This window comes from Pseudoalteromonas sp. BSi20652 (genome assembly GCF_000239855.1).
In the GTDB taxonomy this organism is placed as follows: domain Bacteria; phylum Pseudomonadota; class Gammaproteobacteria; order Enterobacterales; family Alteromonadaceae; genus Pseudoalteromonas.
Genome location: NZ_BADT01000094.1, coordinates 1 through 16,284, shown reverse-complemented (window position 1 = coordinate 16,284; position 16,284 = coordinate 1). Strand labels below are relative to the sequence as shown.

Genomic DNA, 16,284 nt, shown 5'->3' with positions numbered 1-16,284 from the left:
CTTAATCTGCCTTTTATAACACTCTTACCAGGCAAATATTCAAGGACGATATTTGCTTTTATACTTAAAAACATTTCCTCCAAATGCTATTTGTAAAACTCAGATAAAATTCAAATAAAATAAGAGCAATACACAGCAATACACATCAATATAAAAACAATTTTTGATTCGAGTTTAAATTGTATTCAATTAAATCCACTTTATAAGAAAAACCGTAGTTGAGTAAATCACTTATACTATTAATACTCGTATCCGCTTTTCGATAGGTAAGTAACTGCTTAATATCGTGGGCATAATGTCCTTGACGTGGAAATATAGTTGTTAAATCATTTTTCCACTGCGCTTTCATAGCAGCTAAAATACGTAATTTATCATCCACCATTACATAATGTTTTGCGGGATACTGCTCTTTTATTGCTGCAAGCCTTTGCTCTTTGTGAACATATATCAACACTCTTCCCTCCACTGCATCCCATAAACCGGAGCGTAAAATTTTAAGTGGTTGTAATACAATATCGCCATCAGACAAAATAACGGTGGGGCCAAATTTTTGTAAATGTTCAATCACAGCAAGTGCGTTAGGATAAAGCCTTTCTTTATAAGGATAATTAATTAAAAAAGAAGAAATCAGATGCAATCTCGAATCATCAGAATGTTCCATTCGATAACACTGTAGTGCGCCCAAATAGTCGGCATAACCGAGTTCCTTACGAAGTTTTTCAAAAATAGACCAGTAATGGTCACTATTTTCACAGCCAAATTCACCTTCTAAAAAATCTTTCAGATGGCTTAAAATAGTATCGCTATCGAGCAAAGTGTTATCAACATCCAGTAAAAATACGATATCGGGAACTGTGTGCACGCGCTGTCCTTAAAATAATTTAAGTGCTTTATATTTTATTATATGAGTTCATTAATATTGACTCTGTACGGTATCGCGCCAAACAGCATATTATAAAAGTAAATATGTTTACCACTCGTCACCTTCTCAAAATCACCATAAATACAGATAATGGGTAATTTATGTTCGCTGTGGCACAGACTCAAAATTACAAAGGCATTAGGATAAAGCGGTCATACAAATTGTAGAATAGTCTTTTAAGCTATATGTAGTACTGCTTTTATACCAATTTGCTTAATTAGGTGAGCTATTTTGAGGTAAGAAAACCGTGTCGATAACAAGGCAGAAATTTTTAACACGGTTAGCGTCAGGTTTAAGCCCTCAAATCAATCAGTATTATTGCACATTGGTATTACTATGATAAATCGAGCTTACATTCAATTTAAGATTGAGAATAATGTAACTACATTCAATGTTTTAATTTGGTATTAAGTTTTTATTTTATCGAGTAATATTTTAGGAATAATCACATGAGTAATAACATCTCAAGTAATTCAGTATCAAAAACTAAATCTAATTTTAATAAAGAAGGTCTTAGTCGACATGACATGATTGAAGCTAAAGCTTACTCATTAGCCAGTGATCGTGACTTTAACGGTGACAATCACTTAGATGATTGGCTTGAAGCTGAAAAGGAAGTAGACGGACAACCACCAAAGTAGGTTAAATGTAAAAGCCCACAACAGCAGAACATATACAAATTTTAAAGCCCAGGCTCAATGAGCAACTTGCTGGGCTGTTTTGAAGCTATTACCGGATTTTATTTTTATGTAAATAAACTTATTAGATACCAAAATATATTAACTGATAATGGATAGTTCTTTCGTGTTAGGTTTTTTCCATATAAGACTCCAACCTGTCTGTTTCTCTTTTTACAACCTCATAGCACTCGCAAGACTGGGACTCTAATTGAGGTCGGTCTATCACACTAATATGACCACGTTTATAAGTAATAACGCCTAGCTTTTGTAGTTTACCAGCGGCCTCAGTTACTCCCTCGCGTCTTACGCCTAACATATTTGCTATTAACTCTTGAGTCATTATTAAATTATTACTCGGTAAACGGTCAATCGAGAGTAAAAGCCAGCGGCTAAGTTGCTGCACTATACTATGATGACGATTACAAACTGCGGTTTGCGCCGTTTGGGTAATCAATGATTGCGTGTAACGTAACATGAGCATACGCATATCAGGCTCGCTATCAAATTGCCTGCGTAACTCACAAGCGGGTAAGCGATAAGCGGTACCAGCACTTTGCACAATAGCCCGATTGGGGGTGCTTTCTCCCCCCATAAATACAGCTATACCTACAACTCCTTCATTACCGATAACTGATATTTCAGCAGATGAGCCATCAATCATCACATACAATAATGAAACAATACTATCTATTGGAAAATAAACGTAATCGAGCTTTTCACTTGTTTCATAAATAACTTCTCCAAGGGATAAATTGACTCGCTTTAAAAGCGGAAACATGCGGTGTTGTGCGTCAGTAGATAAAGCATTAAGCAGTGTGTTCTTCAATTGACCCATCGAGTGTGAATTTCCTTTTTATATGCCCAACTTATAACTAATAAAACCTAAAAGTAATGGCTTTGAAAGCATGTAAGTCAGGATGTTTTAATAATAAACTCGGATTTGTTTATACAGTTATTAGGCGCTAAAAATGAAAGGTCGTTGCTTTTTGATAATAAAAATTGTCCTATTTTTATTAAAGAATTTTAAGGTGCCTTTAAATGCTTATCCACTTTAAATATAAGCCGACACTCCCAGCTGTACTTCACTTAAATAATAAAATACTCAATATAACAAGGCGAATATGTACGCTAACACACATAGTTTAAATTTATCTGCCTTTAGTTGATATATATCCATAATGATTGATGGGGGTTAAAGATAATCTACACCACAATATAGCGACAACTCCCTGTTATAAAAAAATCGAACACTACTATTAGACTATGTGGGTTTACGAACCGACCCTTAACGTAGCTTGATATATGTTGGTGTATGTATTCAGCAATAAGATAAACTTTATGAACATTTTTAATGGTGCGCTATTGATTCAGTAGGTGCAAAGTTAGTGCAGCTAATAATGAGCGCTAAGCAAACAATGTCGTCTTGGTAACAGCATTTAGTAAATAGCGATGATAAATTAATCCAATTACTCGCTCCCTTGCACCCTAACAATGCCAACCCATATTACCCTTTGTAAAAATCAAGCCAAGCTTGAATATACGCCAGTAAACAGCTTTAAAAAAACACAACGAACGGGACTTATTATGACTAATGAAATTCAACACTCAATCGCAAACTTTGCAGCCTTAGAAACTTCAATAGCAAATGGGGAAGAACAATCGGTAAAAGAATTATTAGCAAATCAGTCAATGCAAGAGCTAGAAAAAAGCTACCTGTTAGACTTAGCTAAACTCGGTAATAACAGCGCTATCATAAAGCTATTAAATGATATTCCAGTAACAAAATAAATTTAACTGGTTGCGCTATAGTACAAAAAATTAGCTAAACATATTTTTGGTCAAACTGACATTTTTCAGAAATATTGTCAGCTTCTCCTATCGATTACATATCTGAAAATCGGTTAGCCGATTGCACAATTCTTTTTATCTCATTTTCTTCAATATCTTTTATTGTATCAAGCAACGTTTTTGCGCTTTCGATATCTACACGAGAATATATATGAATGTATAACTCAATAACTTGTTCATGATGGTTTACTATTTTCTCCATAATGTCCGAGATATCGAGCTCTTCAAAGAGTGAGTTGCAATCAACGCGCTCAATAATTGAGTGCTTTTCGATGTAATCAAAACACCAGGTGTTTAGCGCTTTTTCGTCTGCCGTATTTTCAAATCCTTGTACAATATTCTCTAAACTCTCCTCATGCTCAGATAGGTAGCGAAGCATCATTCGTGCTCCCTCATCCTTATTTTGTTTAGAGCTCTGGTTTAGGCTATTTTTTAAGTTTTTGTGAAATAAAACGGTCCAATTGAGTACATCTCTAATTGTTTCAATTTGCATTTATTGCTCCTAAGTTTGATGATATCTATACAATATTTAAATATGAAGCATGCTAATTTTTAGGATTAGGCTCACTCGCCTGAGTGTGTTGTAAATACTGAAATAGCTCACTGTCGGTCGATAATACCAATGTTGTGTTTTGGCTAAGGGCAAGTTCAAGCGCCTGCAACGAACGGGTGAATGCATAGAATGCGACTGCTTGATCATTTTTGTTATAGGCTGAGGCGTAAATAGCGGCTGCTTTAGCATCAGCTTTACCTCTAATTTCTGTTACTGCTCGGTAGGCTTCAGATTGAATTTTATCTAAGTCTCGCTCTCTGTTACCTTGTATACGGGCAGCTTCGCCTTTTCCTTCTGACAAAAAGCGTTCTGCTATTTGACGACGTTCGCTGATCATACGTTCATAGATTTTAGGGCGTACACTTTCATTATAATTAATACGTTTAAAGCGAATATCCATAAGCTCAATACCAAATACGCGCACTTTTTTTGCCGCCTCATTAAATATATCTTGCTCGACAACTAAACGTCCCATGCTTATAGGCACTAAACTACCAATATTCTGCTCTTTTTCAGCCTCGGTGAGTGACGAGTCACGCAAAGGTTGGCGACCTTTCGTTGTACGAATAATTTCGATTAATTCATGTGTCGCTACTGCATTACGCGTTTCACTACCAAAAATATCATCGAGCCTAGACTGTGCGCTTCGCTCATCACCTAAGCGTAAAAAATACTGCAACGGATCGGTAACCTGCCACCGCGCATAAAGACTTACAGAAATATAAAGCTTATCTTTGGTCGGCATATCAGAAGGTGTTCCTTCCCATTCCAGCACGCGCTTATCAATAAAATTAACTTGTTGAACAAAAGGCATTTTGAGTTGAATACCCGCCTCTCTAATTGGCTCTCCAACCGGTTTACCAAACTGAGTAATAACGACCTGCTCTACTTCGTTAACCGTATATAAAGCGCTATACAAAGTAGCCCCTACAAGTGCAGCTAAAATACTGCTGCCAACGATTAAATAAGATTTCATGGCTGCTGTCCTTTTAGTGACGTTAAATTGAGTAAAGGTAATACACCGCGTGCTTCGCTATCTATAATAATTTTATTTTTTATCGTTGGCATAACATCTGTCATTGTTTCTATATATATTCGTCTGCGTGTTACCTCAGGTGCCAGTTGGTACTGTGCAAACAGCGCATTAAAACGCAGAGCGTCGCCTTCAGCTTCATTAACTCGCTTAAGGCGATAACCGTCGGCTTCTCTTATTCGTTGGTCGCGCTCCCCCTCAGCAAGCGGAATAACGCGGTTATATTCGCGACGCGCTTCGTTAATCAACTTTTCTTTTTCTTGTTGAGCCTGATTAACTTCATTGAACGACCCTTGTACTGGTACGGGTGGGTTAATATTTTTTAGTTGAACCTGATCAATACTAATCCCCATTACATATTTGGTTGCCAATGCCTGCATTTTTTGTAATGCCTCAATTTCAATCCCTTGCCTGCCAATGGTAATTACTTCATCTACAGTTCTATCGCCTACAACTTCACGCATAACTGATTCAGACACATATCGTAAAGTGCCTGCCGGGTCGCGCACCTCAAATAAGTACTTTTGGGGATCGGCTATCCGATATTGAATTACCCATTCAATCAGCGCAGTGTTTAAATCGCCCGTTACCATTTGAGTTTCTTCGCGTTGATTTGTTGCAGGTGAAATTTTTGGCGCAAATGCGCGAATATTATTTTCAGGATTAATATTTTGATCAGGGTCGGAGGCTCCAGGAGTAGAAAAACCAAACTCCTGCTTTAATTGACGCTTAGTAGGCACTATTGTGACGTGATCAACACCTAATGGGATTTTTACATGTAAGCCCGCAGGCAGAATTTCTTGAAACTTACCAAACCTTAATACCAAAGCAACTGAATCACTGGGAACGGTATAGACTGCGCTATAGCCTGTAGCAATCAATCCCAAAAACAATACTATGGTTAAACTTGTGCTAAATTTTCCACTCAGCAGCTTCTTATACTTTTGCAGCGCACCACTCATCACTTTATCGATATCTGGCGGACCGCTTTTACTTTTAGAATTTGGATTATTTTCGTTTTGTGTAGAAATAATATTCTCCTTTTTAAGAAACCAAAAATATGGAGCCTTATTACTACTTTAGATTGTCATAAGCGCTAGCGTGCTTCGCAATCTAGGTGATAACTTCCTCTGTATAATTTAAGGGTAATAATTTAGGGGTAATGATTTAAGGAATAGTTTTAAGGTTTAAATTCATGCACTTATAGATTAATTTAAAGCCAATAAACCTTAGTAAGACATTAGCGTATTTATTTTAATTGGTCTGTTCGCTACAACACATAGCGTGTTTTAAACAATAGGTTTAATTGATAAATAAAGGGTTAAGTAAAACTAATGAGTACACACTATTGAATACCCATTAGCCCCTTCACGCCCTATTATGGCGTTGAATTAATTGATTTATTGGTCTTTTTTGAGGCAACCACTCGAATATATAAAACCCCAAGTATTGCAGAAAGAACCGAAGCCACTAAAACCGATGTTTTTGCGTTATGAAGATGCTCGGCTTGCCCATCAAACCCCAACGTAGCAATAAAAGTAGACATGGTGAATCCAATCCCGGCGATAAGTGAAGCACCGATAACATGCTGAAGATTGATACCCTCTGGCAAGCAACCTATTTTGTAGCGTAAAGCAAGCCAACACGCACCCGAAATACCAATAAACTTACCAACAACAAGACCACTAATAATACCTAAACCAACGGGATCACTGAGGCTCTCAACAAATGAACTAAAGTTAAAAACCACACCCGCATTAACTAAAGCAAACAGCGGTAAAATAAACAGTGCGACAGGCAGGTGTAGCACATCTTCCCACCGACGCAAAGGTGTACCTGCATTTTCGGCTAAATCACGAATTTCGAGTACCTGTTTATGATCCTGCCTGCTAGCCAGAACATCTACTTTCTCTATTTCTTTTTGCATAGAGGTAATGGTTGTTTTTGCCTTTTCAAGCGACTTTCCTGAGCCCAACATTGAGCGTGCAGGAGCTGTTAAAGCAATAGCAACACCTGCTACAGTAGGATGCACACCTGACTGTAACATCATCCACCAGGTGGCAAGACCAATGACAATGTAAAAAAGCGGCTGCCTTATTCCGGCATAATTGGCGGCTACTAAAAAAGCAAATAGAACAACGGCGCATGACAAATACATCACTGATATTTCTTGGGTATAAAACACAGCAATAACGAGTATTGCCCCCACATCGTCAACAATCGCAAGACCTACAATAAAGGCCAACAAGCTTGTTGGTATATGTTTTCTTACAATTGTAAGCACACCTAATGCAAACGCAGTATCGGTTGCCATGGGTATACCCCAACCAATCAATGAATCTTGCCCCCAGTTAAACAGCGAATAAATACCAGCTGGCACGACCATTCCGCCTATGGCGCAAAAAATGAGCATGTGTCTATTTTTAGGCTCAGCTAAATCTCCAGCAAGTACCTCTCGTTTTATTTCAAGCCCAAGCAATAAGAAAAATATCACCATCAAACCATCATTAATAATGTGTTTAAGAGAGGTTTGTAGTTCAAAGTTTCCTAGAGAGACGCCAATAGGCGTATGCACTAAGTTCAGATAGGTAGCTGAATAAGCTGAATTTGCCCACCATAGTGCAATGATTGTAGATACCAGAAGAAACAAACTAGAGGTGGTTTGAGCACGCATAAAATTAGAAAATGGGTCGTGCATATAGTCTAAGCCACGATTTAGTATGTTTTTAGAATCGTTAGGCATATCAGGTAGCCTTATAAATTGTGGGTGTTCGTTTTATTAAAACTTTTAAGATTTAAGTTCTCCAGTTTTACTATCAGTCTACTGTAGTGGTCAATAAAATTTGGCCACAGTTTTTCAATTCTTGCTTATTGGTATAGTCTTCTTCTACCATTAATTTGGCATATTCAAGTTTCTGCGGTGCAATAAGTGTGACTCTTGATTTTCTGGTCATATTGATACCTTTTCGGTTTAGCTCATTTTATGCTATAAACCTGTCCAGTTTCATTAGACCATTACAAAATCTGACGCTACAGTTGCTATGAATCAATATTATCTGTTGAAAAGTGTTTAAAGTCATTGGCGCAAGCTTGCTTCATAAACTTAGAAGTATTACCTCTCATTCGTTGGATAACATTAGCCCAAGCGGTTAAAAACAATTCATTTCTTCCATCCAGCATCAATGCTGGATGATATATTGCAAACCACCGGATTTTCTTTTCATCATTCTGACAGGTATAAACTTTAATACTATTAAAAGTATCAACTTCTGACCAGTATCCATCATTGTCCATATGGGGAAGATCAACATAATCATCCATAATTAATTGTGGAGACCTTCCGTTTATCGCAGTGCTTATAGCCAATTCCCAGACTAAAATAGGTTCACCTGACTTTATTCCTGCAATATCGTTTTTACTCATATCAAGAAATGACTGTAAACAAAACCTTAATGCTGGCGTTGGTGGCATAGACAAATGAATAGTTCCGTTACGTAATAACTGCTCACTTTTTAAAATATTATTAAATATTAATTCATCGTCTATGCCCATTTCACCAGCAAGTCTAGTAAGAACTTGGTCAAAGATGTTTTTATGCCAACGTCCAATATCAGCACGGAAGCTTTTATCTTTTCTTATTTTATGGATAACTTGGTCATTGGTAACTGCACCTCCTGTAATCTGATTAAAAGAACTGTTTGCTTTATAAGTCCAACTTTCATTATCCTGTGCTGTGAATAATTGTTGAAGGCGATCAGCCGTTTCAGAAATACGATGTGTCATATCATCAAAACGAGTACCTAGCTTTTCTGGATAAAAAATTAAGCAGCAATACCAAATGACATCATTATGGTCATTAATATAACCCCAATTCCGTTTGTTATTTTGCTCACCTATCCATGTCGCTAATTCTTTATCATCCAACCCTAGATCTGCAATAGAAACAATAGGCGATCTCACTAGTAAAAAGCTTCCAAGATTTTCAAGCATAATCATTTGCTTTCTATCTGTGGTTTGCTTGAAAGGCGCGTCGTGAGTAACGGTCATAGCAAGCGTATTTAAGGCTTTATTAAATTCAAAACTTTTGGCTTCAGGAAGCGAAAATACTGGTGTAGGTTCCACCGTATATTCTGAGCTTGTAAGAGCGGCTACAACTGAAGACATTTCATTTTCAGTCAAACCTAGAGGTACCAAGACCTCATAACTTTCTATCCACCGTAGCTTTCTATTTACTTTCTTGTATTTCCATTTTGTTTTGAGATTATCGCCTAGCGTTCTAGCGTATGAGGTTTGTTCTTTGACACATTCGTATTGAACAACTAATGCAGGCATTGGATAAATATCTTTTACAGTGATATTAGTTTGGTTATATTCACGCTTTTTCAACTGCTGATTGATATTACAATGACTAAATGGAAAAGAGTTTTCTTTAAGCAACCCATTTTTCATCTGAAGTGATTTAGGGATAAACTCTCTTATTTTAAGCACTGAGGAAAGGCCTCTTTTTGATGACATATTGTTAAAAACATCATCAACTGAAATGTCTTTAATCTCATCTTCACGCTTACCAAAGTCCATTCGAAGATCACTTAACATCTTTTCATTCACAACGCGTTTTACTTGATACTGATCCAAGGTGCCAGCTAAGAAAGGGAATCCAGCTTTTAATTTAGGAGCTAAATCTCTACTTTTTGAATGACTATTAATACGTCGATTGATTAAACTGTTAAGCCTGTCTACACGACCTATACGTTGCTCTAAATCGCCAGAAGTCCAAGCTACACCGTAGTGAATAACCTCATCACAAAACAGGTGCATGTCTACACCCTCTTTTAACACATCAGTGCATATAAGAATATTTGGATAACAAGGCATTTTAAACTGAGTTACTGCATATTTATTTGAAATATTTCCAGAACGTCCTACAACAGGACCCATCCGGCTAAACTCAGCATCAATTTCAGTTGTGTTACTCTTAAAACATTTTGATTTTATTAGATCGAAGTGAAGGCACCATTCTTTAAGTCGCTTTCGCCAATTGTTGAAATAATCATGTAAATCAATAGATATTGACTTAAGGTCGCTATCCTTACTCTTTTGGAGGATCCAAATAAGCTTATCACTTAAAGTATTAGCTCCTTTGATATTCGTAAATCCATTCAGTATATATAGATCAACGATGAAATCAGAACGACGCATACTCTGTAAAATACAACGCTTAAGCTTCAATATATCCTCAGCATGCTTTTGTTGAGTCAACCAAGCAGGCCGTTTATCACCTCCATCAAAAATAACATTTAATAGGTTGTTCCATACAGGTGACTCACAGTGATTAACTTGTTCCCCCTCACTAGGAACCAGAAATGCTAATGGACTGTGTCTTTTACCATCTGCACTTGACGGTTGTAATAAACGGGTTAAAAATGAATACAACATCCCATTGCGTTCTTGTTTATGATTGTTTTTGCTTATTGCTTCGTAGTACGGTAGATCGGGCTCATCAAAATTGGCATCACCGTCTTCTTGCTCGGTTTCAATTAAATCAACACCGTCGGCAGGATCGTTCATATTCCAAAAGTCATTAGAACTTGAAAATGTACGCTTCTTCCCATCGTTGATCTGAAGCCCCTCAATAATGGATGGCCATTTATCAATTCGCATATCAATCAGTTTTTGAAAGCGTTGTTTCAATAAATCGATCAACTCTTCTACAGTCGCTAAACGTCTAACAAATACCAATGTTTTATGGTTTGGTGCATTCTTCAAACAGTTTTCCACCAGTTGATCAACAACATGATAGAGTTTAGGGTGTGGTATATTCTTTAACTCTGCACCTTTTTCAGTAGTAAGCTTATTATCAACCAGCACTTGTCTTAGTGAATTATTCAACTGATCTATATCACCGCGATCTGGTGGCACATCCGAGTCATAGTTATTTCCTGAAGGCTCTATTTCTGGTTTTGTATACGAGATGCCGTCAACATTTTTATGCACAACACTTTTAACCGAACTGGCTAAAGATTCAAAAGACGAGCATTCTCCCTGGCGAAATCTATTATTTTGACCACTTAAAGACTTAACCAATCGTTTTTGAACCAATGCAGTAACCATGCTTGAAAATGCATCATTGGTTGCAACGGCTGCATCCGTTTTATAGTTTCGATAATTAACCTTGTCATAGTTTTCATTGATAGAGTCACTATAGTATCGGGGTCGTCTGACAAGAAAATCATCTAATACATCTATCACATCAGCCTTACTTTGGCCTTTTAGTGTCCCTTGCATCCTCGCACTGATATTAACGCATGATTCGTCAGCGCACTCATAGGTTTTACTATCCCGCTGATGTGTACAAATATAATGGTCAAGGCTTTTAATATCACCTTGTCCGCTATGTAGTGGAGTAGCACTTAAAAACAACCATTTATTAGGTTTAGAGCCAAGCGATAAATTTAGATGTTTATTTCTAGAATTCCCAGTATGGCGAAGATACTGCGCCTCATCACAAACAATAAGATCAATAGGTCGAGTATCTTCATTAAACAATATTTGTATCCGACGTGCATATTGAGTATTTAAATAAGCAGTTAGTCCCTTTCTCCAGTCATCATTTTTCATATCAACAGAATCAATTTTTTCTTCTTCTTTATCATTGATATCTGTAATGCCAATTTCATTTAATTTTTTCTTGTACAACGCTTTAATTTGTTCTTGAGAATCTTTGCCATTAAAGCCAATTGGGCGGCTGAATGAGGAATAGCGTAAAAGATGTAATCGTTCTTCATCAAGTAATAATGAATTTGCAAACTCAGCTAAGCGATCATGCAAAACTAAAGGCTGCTTAACGCTACTATCCAAAGCTGATTTCAATATGCCATCATTAAAACGTAAACAGCCTGACACAAATAAATTCCACTCTGATTTCCACTGCTCTTGTAAAGGCCTTCCAGGGCAAATTATTACAACCCGTGAATTAGGCTTATTTAAGAACTGAGTCGCAATAACCCCCATAGCTTGGCGAGTCTTCCCCATCCCTACTTCATCAGCTAAATATGCAAAATTATTTTCTTGAATTCGGTGCCATAACGCTGCAACTCCTATGCTTTGCATCTTCGCTTGATCGCTATGATCTTCGTCACCTGTACCATTAAATGCTATGTATTTGCGAATGTATGAAGCTTCAGATTCTAACTTATCTTTAATTGTATTATCCATGTGTATAATCCACCTGCTCCTTGAACCATCCTAATATCGCCTCGACAGCACTTTGATCAATAGAGTCAGATTGAAGAAACTGTTTTAGTATTCTTGATTCACTCATCAACTGTTTAAAAGGAAGTTCTAAGTCGGCTACAATCATTTCAATTTTATCTATCAAAACACTACTATTCTCAAAAGTAGAGTTAGTAGCCAACACTTTTGCGGTTGATACTAATTCACTAAGAAATATAAAATAATAAATTACGTCTTCATTATTCAGCTCACCAGGTTTTAACATTCTATTGTCAATTTCAAGACTGATTGCGCGAAACATGAGCGCAATAGAAAACACCGTCCCACTATTAAAAGGATCTTTCTCGGGGTGACTGAGGAAGTATTTTCTTAATTTGTAAAAAGCCTGATAAATTGAAAAAAAGTCGAATTCTCTTTCTTCTTCATCCTCTTTTTTCTCCGGGTTCTGTTGCCGAACCTTTGCTACCACGAGCACCTTTTGGACCTTTCATAGGATCTAGGGCTCTGAGATCATCCATTTATTTTTGATAATTGTGGCTTGGGGCTGTAAACAAGCTCATCTTCCTCAGCGTTCCATTGCGCTACCAACCCTTGGTAAACACACAACTCGTTATTATCATGATCGACAAAGGGGATTTCTATTAGATATACCGGTTGTCTAACACTCAATTTCAAACTAGCAAGGTAGGTGCCATCTGCTTGTTTCTTAAACTCTAAATTCTTACAATTAAAGCGTGGTCCTTTAACTACAATGCGTTTATATGCTTTTTCACTGCACTGCAAAACACAATTAAAGTATTGTGTTTTCCAATTATAGGATGCATAGGTTACGTAAGGTGAAGCCTCAGGTGCCTTTTCTTCAGCCTCTAAATCATCTGCCCAATTCATATCACTTTCATTTAGAGTAATAAAACCAATATCTGTCGGAGCAGCTCCTTTTATCTGGTAATGTAACATCGCTTCTACATTCCCCTGATCCAACCTCCCCATAGCTGCTTGAGTAAAGTTTGCAGACCCTATAAAACAATGTGTTGCATTTTTTGTAATTAAACTGACATATTTTGCATGGGTATAACGATCATCATTAGCAAACCCTTCGTAACCAAAACAGGACTCTTTGATAAAATCACGCATATCAGAGGGAAAGCAATAGCTTCCCTCATGATTAACTGAAGGTACAAAAGTTACATTTTTACTACCCTTTTTTTCAAACAAAGTATCAAGTAATGGCTCAAGTTTTTCACGATTCGACCAAAACGGAGAGACTATTCGGCAAGACGTAACTGGCTGGCTTACGCCGGAGGTTAATAAGTCAAGGTAGGTTTTACTTGTCTTTGCGGAAGGTAAACGCAGAATTAATTTAGGGCTTGAATCGATGTTTTTCCGACGCTCATTGGTTAGAAACGTTTCTATAGATTTAAGGTTCTGCCTAATATTCCCTTCTTCATTAACATCATCATCTTCAGTATTAAGATAATCTACTTCATCTTTTGCCTTCTTTGATAACCATTGAATTAGCGGTAGTAAATTATCAGCTTGCTGCTTACCTACTTTACAAGTTCCCGCCACTTCACGATTTAACCCCCAACCACTAAGTGTCAAATTACAGCTACCTACAATTAACTCTGCTGCAGACTCTCCATTTTTTAACGTTCCTGTTGCCAATATAATCTTTGGATGAAAAAAAGCCCCCTTTAAACCTACGGCCAACTGGCCGTAACGATAATTACTCTTAGGCTCAGGAAATGTAGAACGGTCACATACGACAGTAATCTCAGTTTTTGCCAATGCCTCATTAAGTTGTGCTGCCGTTATGCTTCCAGCATCTTTGATTGAACAACCTGCAGCTAGTGGCAATACATTATTTTCAAAAAAGCTAGCTGAAAAATTAAAACTCGTAAATAAAAGGGAATCTATATTTCCGCCATCAAAGGTGTCTATTAGTTGCTGAAATGCGTCGCGAATTAATGAATTACTACTCATTTTTCACCCTTAAGTTGTTTATATATACTTGCAGATGTATTAATGTAATAACTATTTTTCCAAGGGCTATTATCAAGAATCGAGTCTAACAATATTGTCTCATCTGAAATGTAAACTTTAGATAGGACACGAAGGTTACCTTCATCTAGAATGACCATTGGAGCGGCACTACGCCTGCTCATAATAGTCTGATGATAGCCTAGCAATGCTACTAAGAATGCTTTTACATCAGCTCCTTCCAGCATACTAGCCATATCCAACAACAATCTAAATCGACCAGTTTCATAGTCACTGTTCCCCGATACTACTCTTTGAAATGCAGTGGCCTTCATTTGCATTAACTGTTTTATATTTTTTCTAGCTAACAGAAGTTCAAGTTCAGATAATTTTCTACTGTCATACAGTTGCAGCAACTGAAAACAGTCATCTAACAATGACAAAAATGGTTCGGTGTCTTTAATCTCTTTGAGTGCACCAAAATATGGCCAGTTCTTTTTGTTAGCCGTAATATATGCTTCTAAGTGCTGTGCCAGATTGGCCTTGGAATCATAGCCCTGCTCTGCACGAAGGGAGCATACAGAAGCACAAGCACTCGCATAATACTCAAGTTCACTATCTGCATATAAGGTTTCATTTATATACGCCTTGAGTTCATTAGATGTGAATATAGCGTCGAATAAATTGGCTATCTCTTTATCTAAAAACAGTTTTTCTGGCTTAATTGATTCTTCTTTGGCTAATACCTTTTGCTCTATTAGGTGTATTAGATTCTTAATTCCCGCAGAGTATTTTGAGCATATCGGTTTAATAATTTTAACCACAGCATCATCTAGCTCCCAATTACTAGATAACATACCTGCTCGTCGGCAAGTACCACGATAAAACTGATAAAGCCCATTAACTGTCGTCACGCTAGTGAATTTTATTTCTACGTCTCGACCATTTCCTTTTAATAACCGTGAACCATAGCAAGGAGCAACTTCTAATAAATGATGTAGGTAGTACTCAATAAGCGCTTCCATATAGCGAAAAAAATCGCGAAAAGCATTGGCCTGATTTAAACTTTTAGGCACATGTTCTGTTTCAAGATAATAAATAAAAAGAACAGCCTCCAGCCCACGATAAGAACCAATAGCGCCTGAGAGGTTGGGCTCCAATTTTCTAGCTATTTGACTCCATACAGGTACTAATCCTAAATAATCTCGAACACTTCCTTGCTTTAATAACTCACTATCTTTATTACTGAAGAATGGTTCTGTATTCACTTTTTAACCTCCAAGTTTGTTCGAAATGACCCAAATATTAATATAGGCCCATAATTATTTATGCATTTTTACATTGGAATAAAGTAAGGTGTATCTGAGGTCGCTTCCTAAGGATTTGTGAATAGCTAAGGCAAAAATTGGTTCATCGTATAAAGAACTTATTTCTTGAAATAGAATTATAATATTCTAACTATTGCAATGGGGTCTAGCAGCAGAATCTCTGTGTAGTAATTACTTCAACATTTGTATAATTCCATAACCAATCTATGGTTTTACCTCTAACCTACTAATACCAAAATAGATATCGTGACTTAACAATCATAATAAACTGTTCAATTAAAATATTCTATATACACATTTTACTGCGGTTCTCCAGATTAAAAAAACTGTAATTTAATATCGTCATCTATTGCTTCGTCAGCTAACATATTCAAACTTATTATAACATCTGATAGATTTTGGCTTACTGCAGCTTTCTATTATTTGAATGATTAATATTGTTTACTACTCGCTCGTTCGCTTTGAAGAAACTAATCTTGTCAGTATAACAATGCTTTAGAGTGTGAATAGCTTGATGTAAATAGTGAACCGGCTTTAATGTTTGACCACGCCGATATTTTAAAAAGCGGCCTTGATTACTTACGTTATAAAGTAAGGCACGAGCCGATTGGTTTTAGCTTACTTCCAGAAAAATGTACCCTGCTTGAGCTACAAGTAATTTACGAGTCGATTTTAAATAAATCACTCGATAAACCTAACTTTAGACG

Annotated in this window: 12 protein-coding genes and 1 pseudogene; 3 read left to right on the top strand and 10 right to left on the bottom strand. The window is 36.9% G+C overall.

Annotation, left to right across the window (positions count from 1 at the left end; translation table 11 throughout):
• Positions 1-145: 145 nt before the first annotated feature.
• Complete coding sequence (locus P20652_RS10120; RefSeq protein ID WP_008168377.1) at positions 146-862, bottom strand: HAD family hydrolase; 717 nt, start codon at positions 860-862, stop codon at positions 146-148.
• Between the two features lie 509 nt (positions 863-1,371).
• Here P20652_RS10120 and P20652_RS10125 point away from each other — a divergent pair.
• The gene (locus P20652_RS10125; RefSeq protein ID WP_008168376.1) at positions 1,372-1,563 is read left to right on the top strand and encodes a DUF2934 domain-containing protein; all 192 of its coding nucleotides are present in this window, start codon (positions 1,372-1,374) and stop codon (positions 1,561-1,563) included.
• Between the two features lie 166 nt (positions 1,564-1,729).
• Here P20652_RS10125 and P20652_RS10130 read toward each other — a convergent pair whose 3' ends face one another.
• The gene (locus P20652_RS10130) at positions 1,730-2,437 is read right to left on the bottom strand and encodes a Crp/Fnr family transcriptional regulator (protein WP_008168374.1); all 708 of its coding nucleotides are present in this window, start codon (positions 2,435-2,437) and stop codon (positions 1,730-1,732) included.
• 749 nt (positions 2,438-3,186) lie between these two features.
• On the opposite strand from P20652_RS10130, the gene P20652_RS17955 reads away from it, so the two are divergent.
• The gene (locus tag P20652_RS17955) at positions 3,187-3,390 is read left to right on the top strand and encodes a hypothetical protein (protein ID WP_033017420.1); all 204 of its coding nucleotides are present in this window, start codon (positions 3,187-3,189) and stop codon (positions 3,388-3,390) included.
• Between the two features lie 94 nt (positions 3,391-3,484).
• Here P20652_RS17955 and P20652_RS10135 read toward each other — a convergent pair whose 3' ends face one another.
• From P20652_RS10135 to P20652_RS10165, 8 genes are all read right to left on the bottom strand, one after another.
• Entirely contained in the window at positions 3,485-3,943 is a 459-nt protein-coding gene (locus P20652_RS10135) for a hypothetical protein (RefSeq protein ID WP_008168369.1), read from the bottom strand.
• A 52-nt stretch (positions 3,944-3,995) separates the two neighbouring features.
• A complete protein-coding gene (gene hflC / locus P20652_RS10140) occupies positions 3,996-4,979 on the bottom strand; it encodes a protease modulator HflC (RefSeq protein WP_008168367.1) in 984 nt (327 codons plus the stop codon).
• Positions 4,976-5,917 carry an FtsH protease activity modulator HflK gene (gene hflK / locus P20652_RS10145; RefSeq protein WP_008168365.1) on the bottom strand — a complete coding sequence of 314 codons (942 nt, stop codon included), beginning with the start codon at positions 5,915-5,917 and terminating at the stop codon, positions 4,976-4,978. The genes hflC and hflK overlap by 4 nt, the downstream gene beginning before the upstream one ends.
• Positions 5,918-6,414: 497 nt before the next feature.
• On the bottom strand, positions 6,415-7,779 hold the full coding sequence (nhaA, locus tag P20652_RS10150; protein ID WP_008168362.1) for a Na+/H+ antiporter NhaA: 1,365 nt from the start codon (positions 7,777-7,779) through the stop codon (positions 6,415-6,417).
• 296 nt (positions 7,780-8,075) lie between these two features.
• Complete coding sequence (locus P20652_RS10155) at positions 8,076-12,251, bottom strand: DEAD/DEAH box helicase (RefSeq protein WP_008168361.1); 4,176 nt, start codon at positions 12,249-12,251, stop codon at positions 8,076-8,078.
• A complete protein-coding gene (locus P20652_RS17950) occupies positions 12,244-12,738 on the bottom strand; it encodes a hypothetical protein (protein WP_139048209.1) in 495 nt (164 codons plus the stop codon). The genes P20652_RS10155 and P20652_RS17950 overlap by 8 nt, the downstream gene beginning before the upstream one ends.
• Before the next feature lie 41 nt (positions 12,739-12,779).
• Complete coding sequence (locus P20652_RS10160; RefSeq protein WP_008168358.1) at positions 12,780-14,252, bottom strand: hypothetical protein; 1,473 nt, start codon at positions 14,250-14,252, stop codon at positions 12,780-12,782.
• Entirely contained in the window at positions 14,249-15,517 is a 1,269-nt protein-coding gene (locus P20652_RS10165) for a hypothetical protein (protein ID WP_008168356.1), read from the bottom strand. The genes P20652_RS10160 and P20652_RS10165 overlap by 4 nt, the downstream gene beginning before the upstream one ends.
• A 487-nt stretch (positions 15,518-16,004) precedes the next feature.
• Between P20652_RS10165 and P20652_RS21445 the strand changes: the two are divergent.
• Positions 16,005-16,284: pseudogene (locus P20652_RS21445) on the top strand (NUDIX hydrolase); the annotation flags it as partial.

What these genes read in the sequence shown, in the direction of transcription:
- P20652_RS10125 (WP_008168376.1), top strand. Translation starts at nt 1,372, where the DNA reads ATGAGTAATAACATCTCAAGTAATTCAGTATCAAAAACTAAATCTAAT.
- P20652_RS10130 (WP_008168374.1), bottom strand. Translation starts at nt 2,437, where the DNA reads ATGGGTCAATTGAAGAACACACTGCTTAATGCTTTATCTACTGACGCA.
- P20652_RS17955 (WP_033017420.1), top strand. Translation starts at nt 3,187, where the DNA reads ATGACTAATGAAATTCAACACTCAATCGCAAACTTTGCAGCCTTAGAA.
- P20652_RS10135 (WP_008168369.1), bottom strand. Translation starts at nt 3,943, where the DNA reads ATGCAAATTGAAACAATTAGAGATGTACTCAATTGGACCGTTTTATTT.
- hflC (WP_008168367.1), bottom strand. Translation starts at nt 4,979, where the DNA reads ATGAAATCTTATTTAATCGTTGGCAGCAGTATTTTAGCTGCACTTGTA.
- nhaA (WP_008168362.1), bottom strand. Translation starts at nt 7,779, where the DNA reads ATGCCTAACGATTCTAAAAACATACTAAATCGTGGCTTAGACTATATG.
- P20652_RS10155 (WP_008168361.1), bottom strand. Translation starts at nt 12,251, where the DNA reads ATGGATAATACAATTAAAGATAAGTTAGAATCTGAAGCTTCATACATT.
- P20652_RS10160 (WP_008168358.1), bottom strand. Translation starts at nt 14,252, where the DNA reads ATGAGTAGTAATTCATTAATTCGCGACGCATTTCAGCAACTAATAGAC.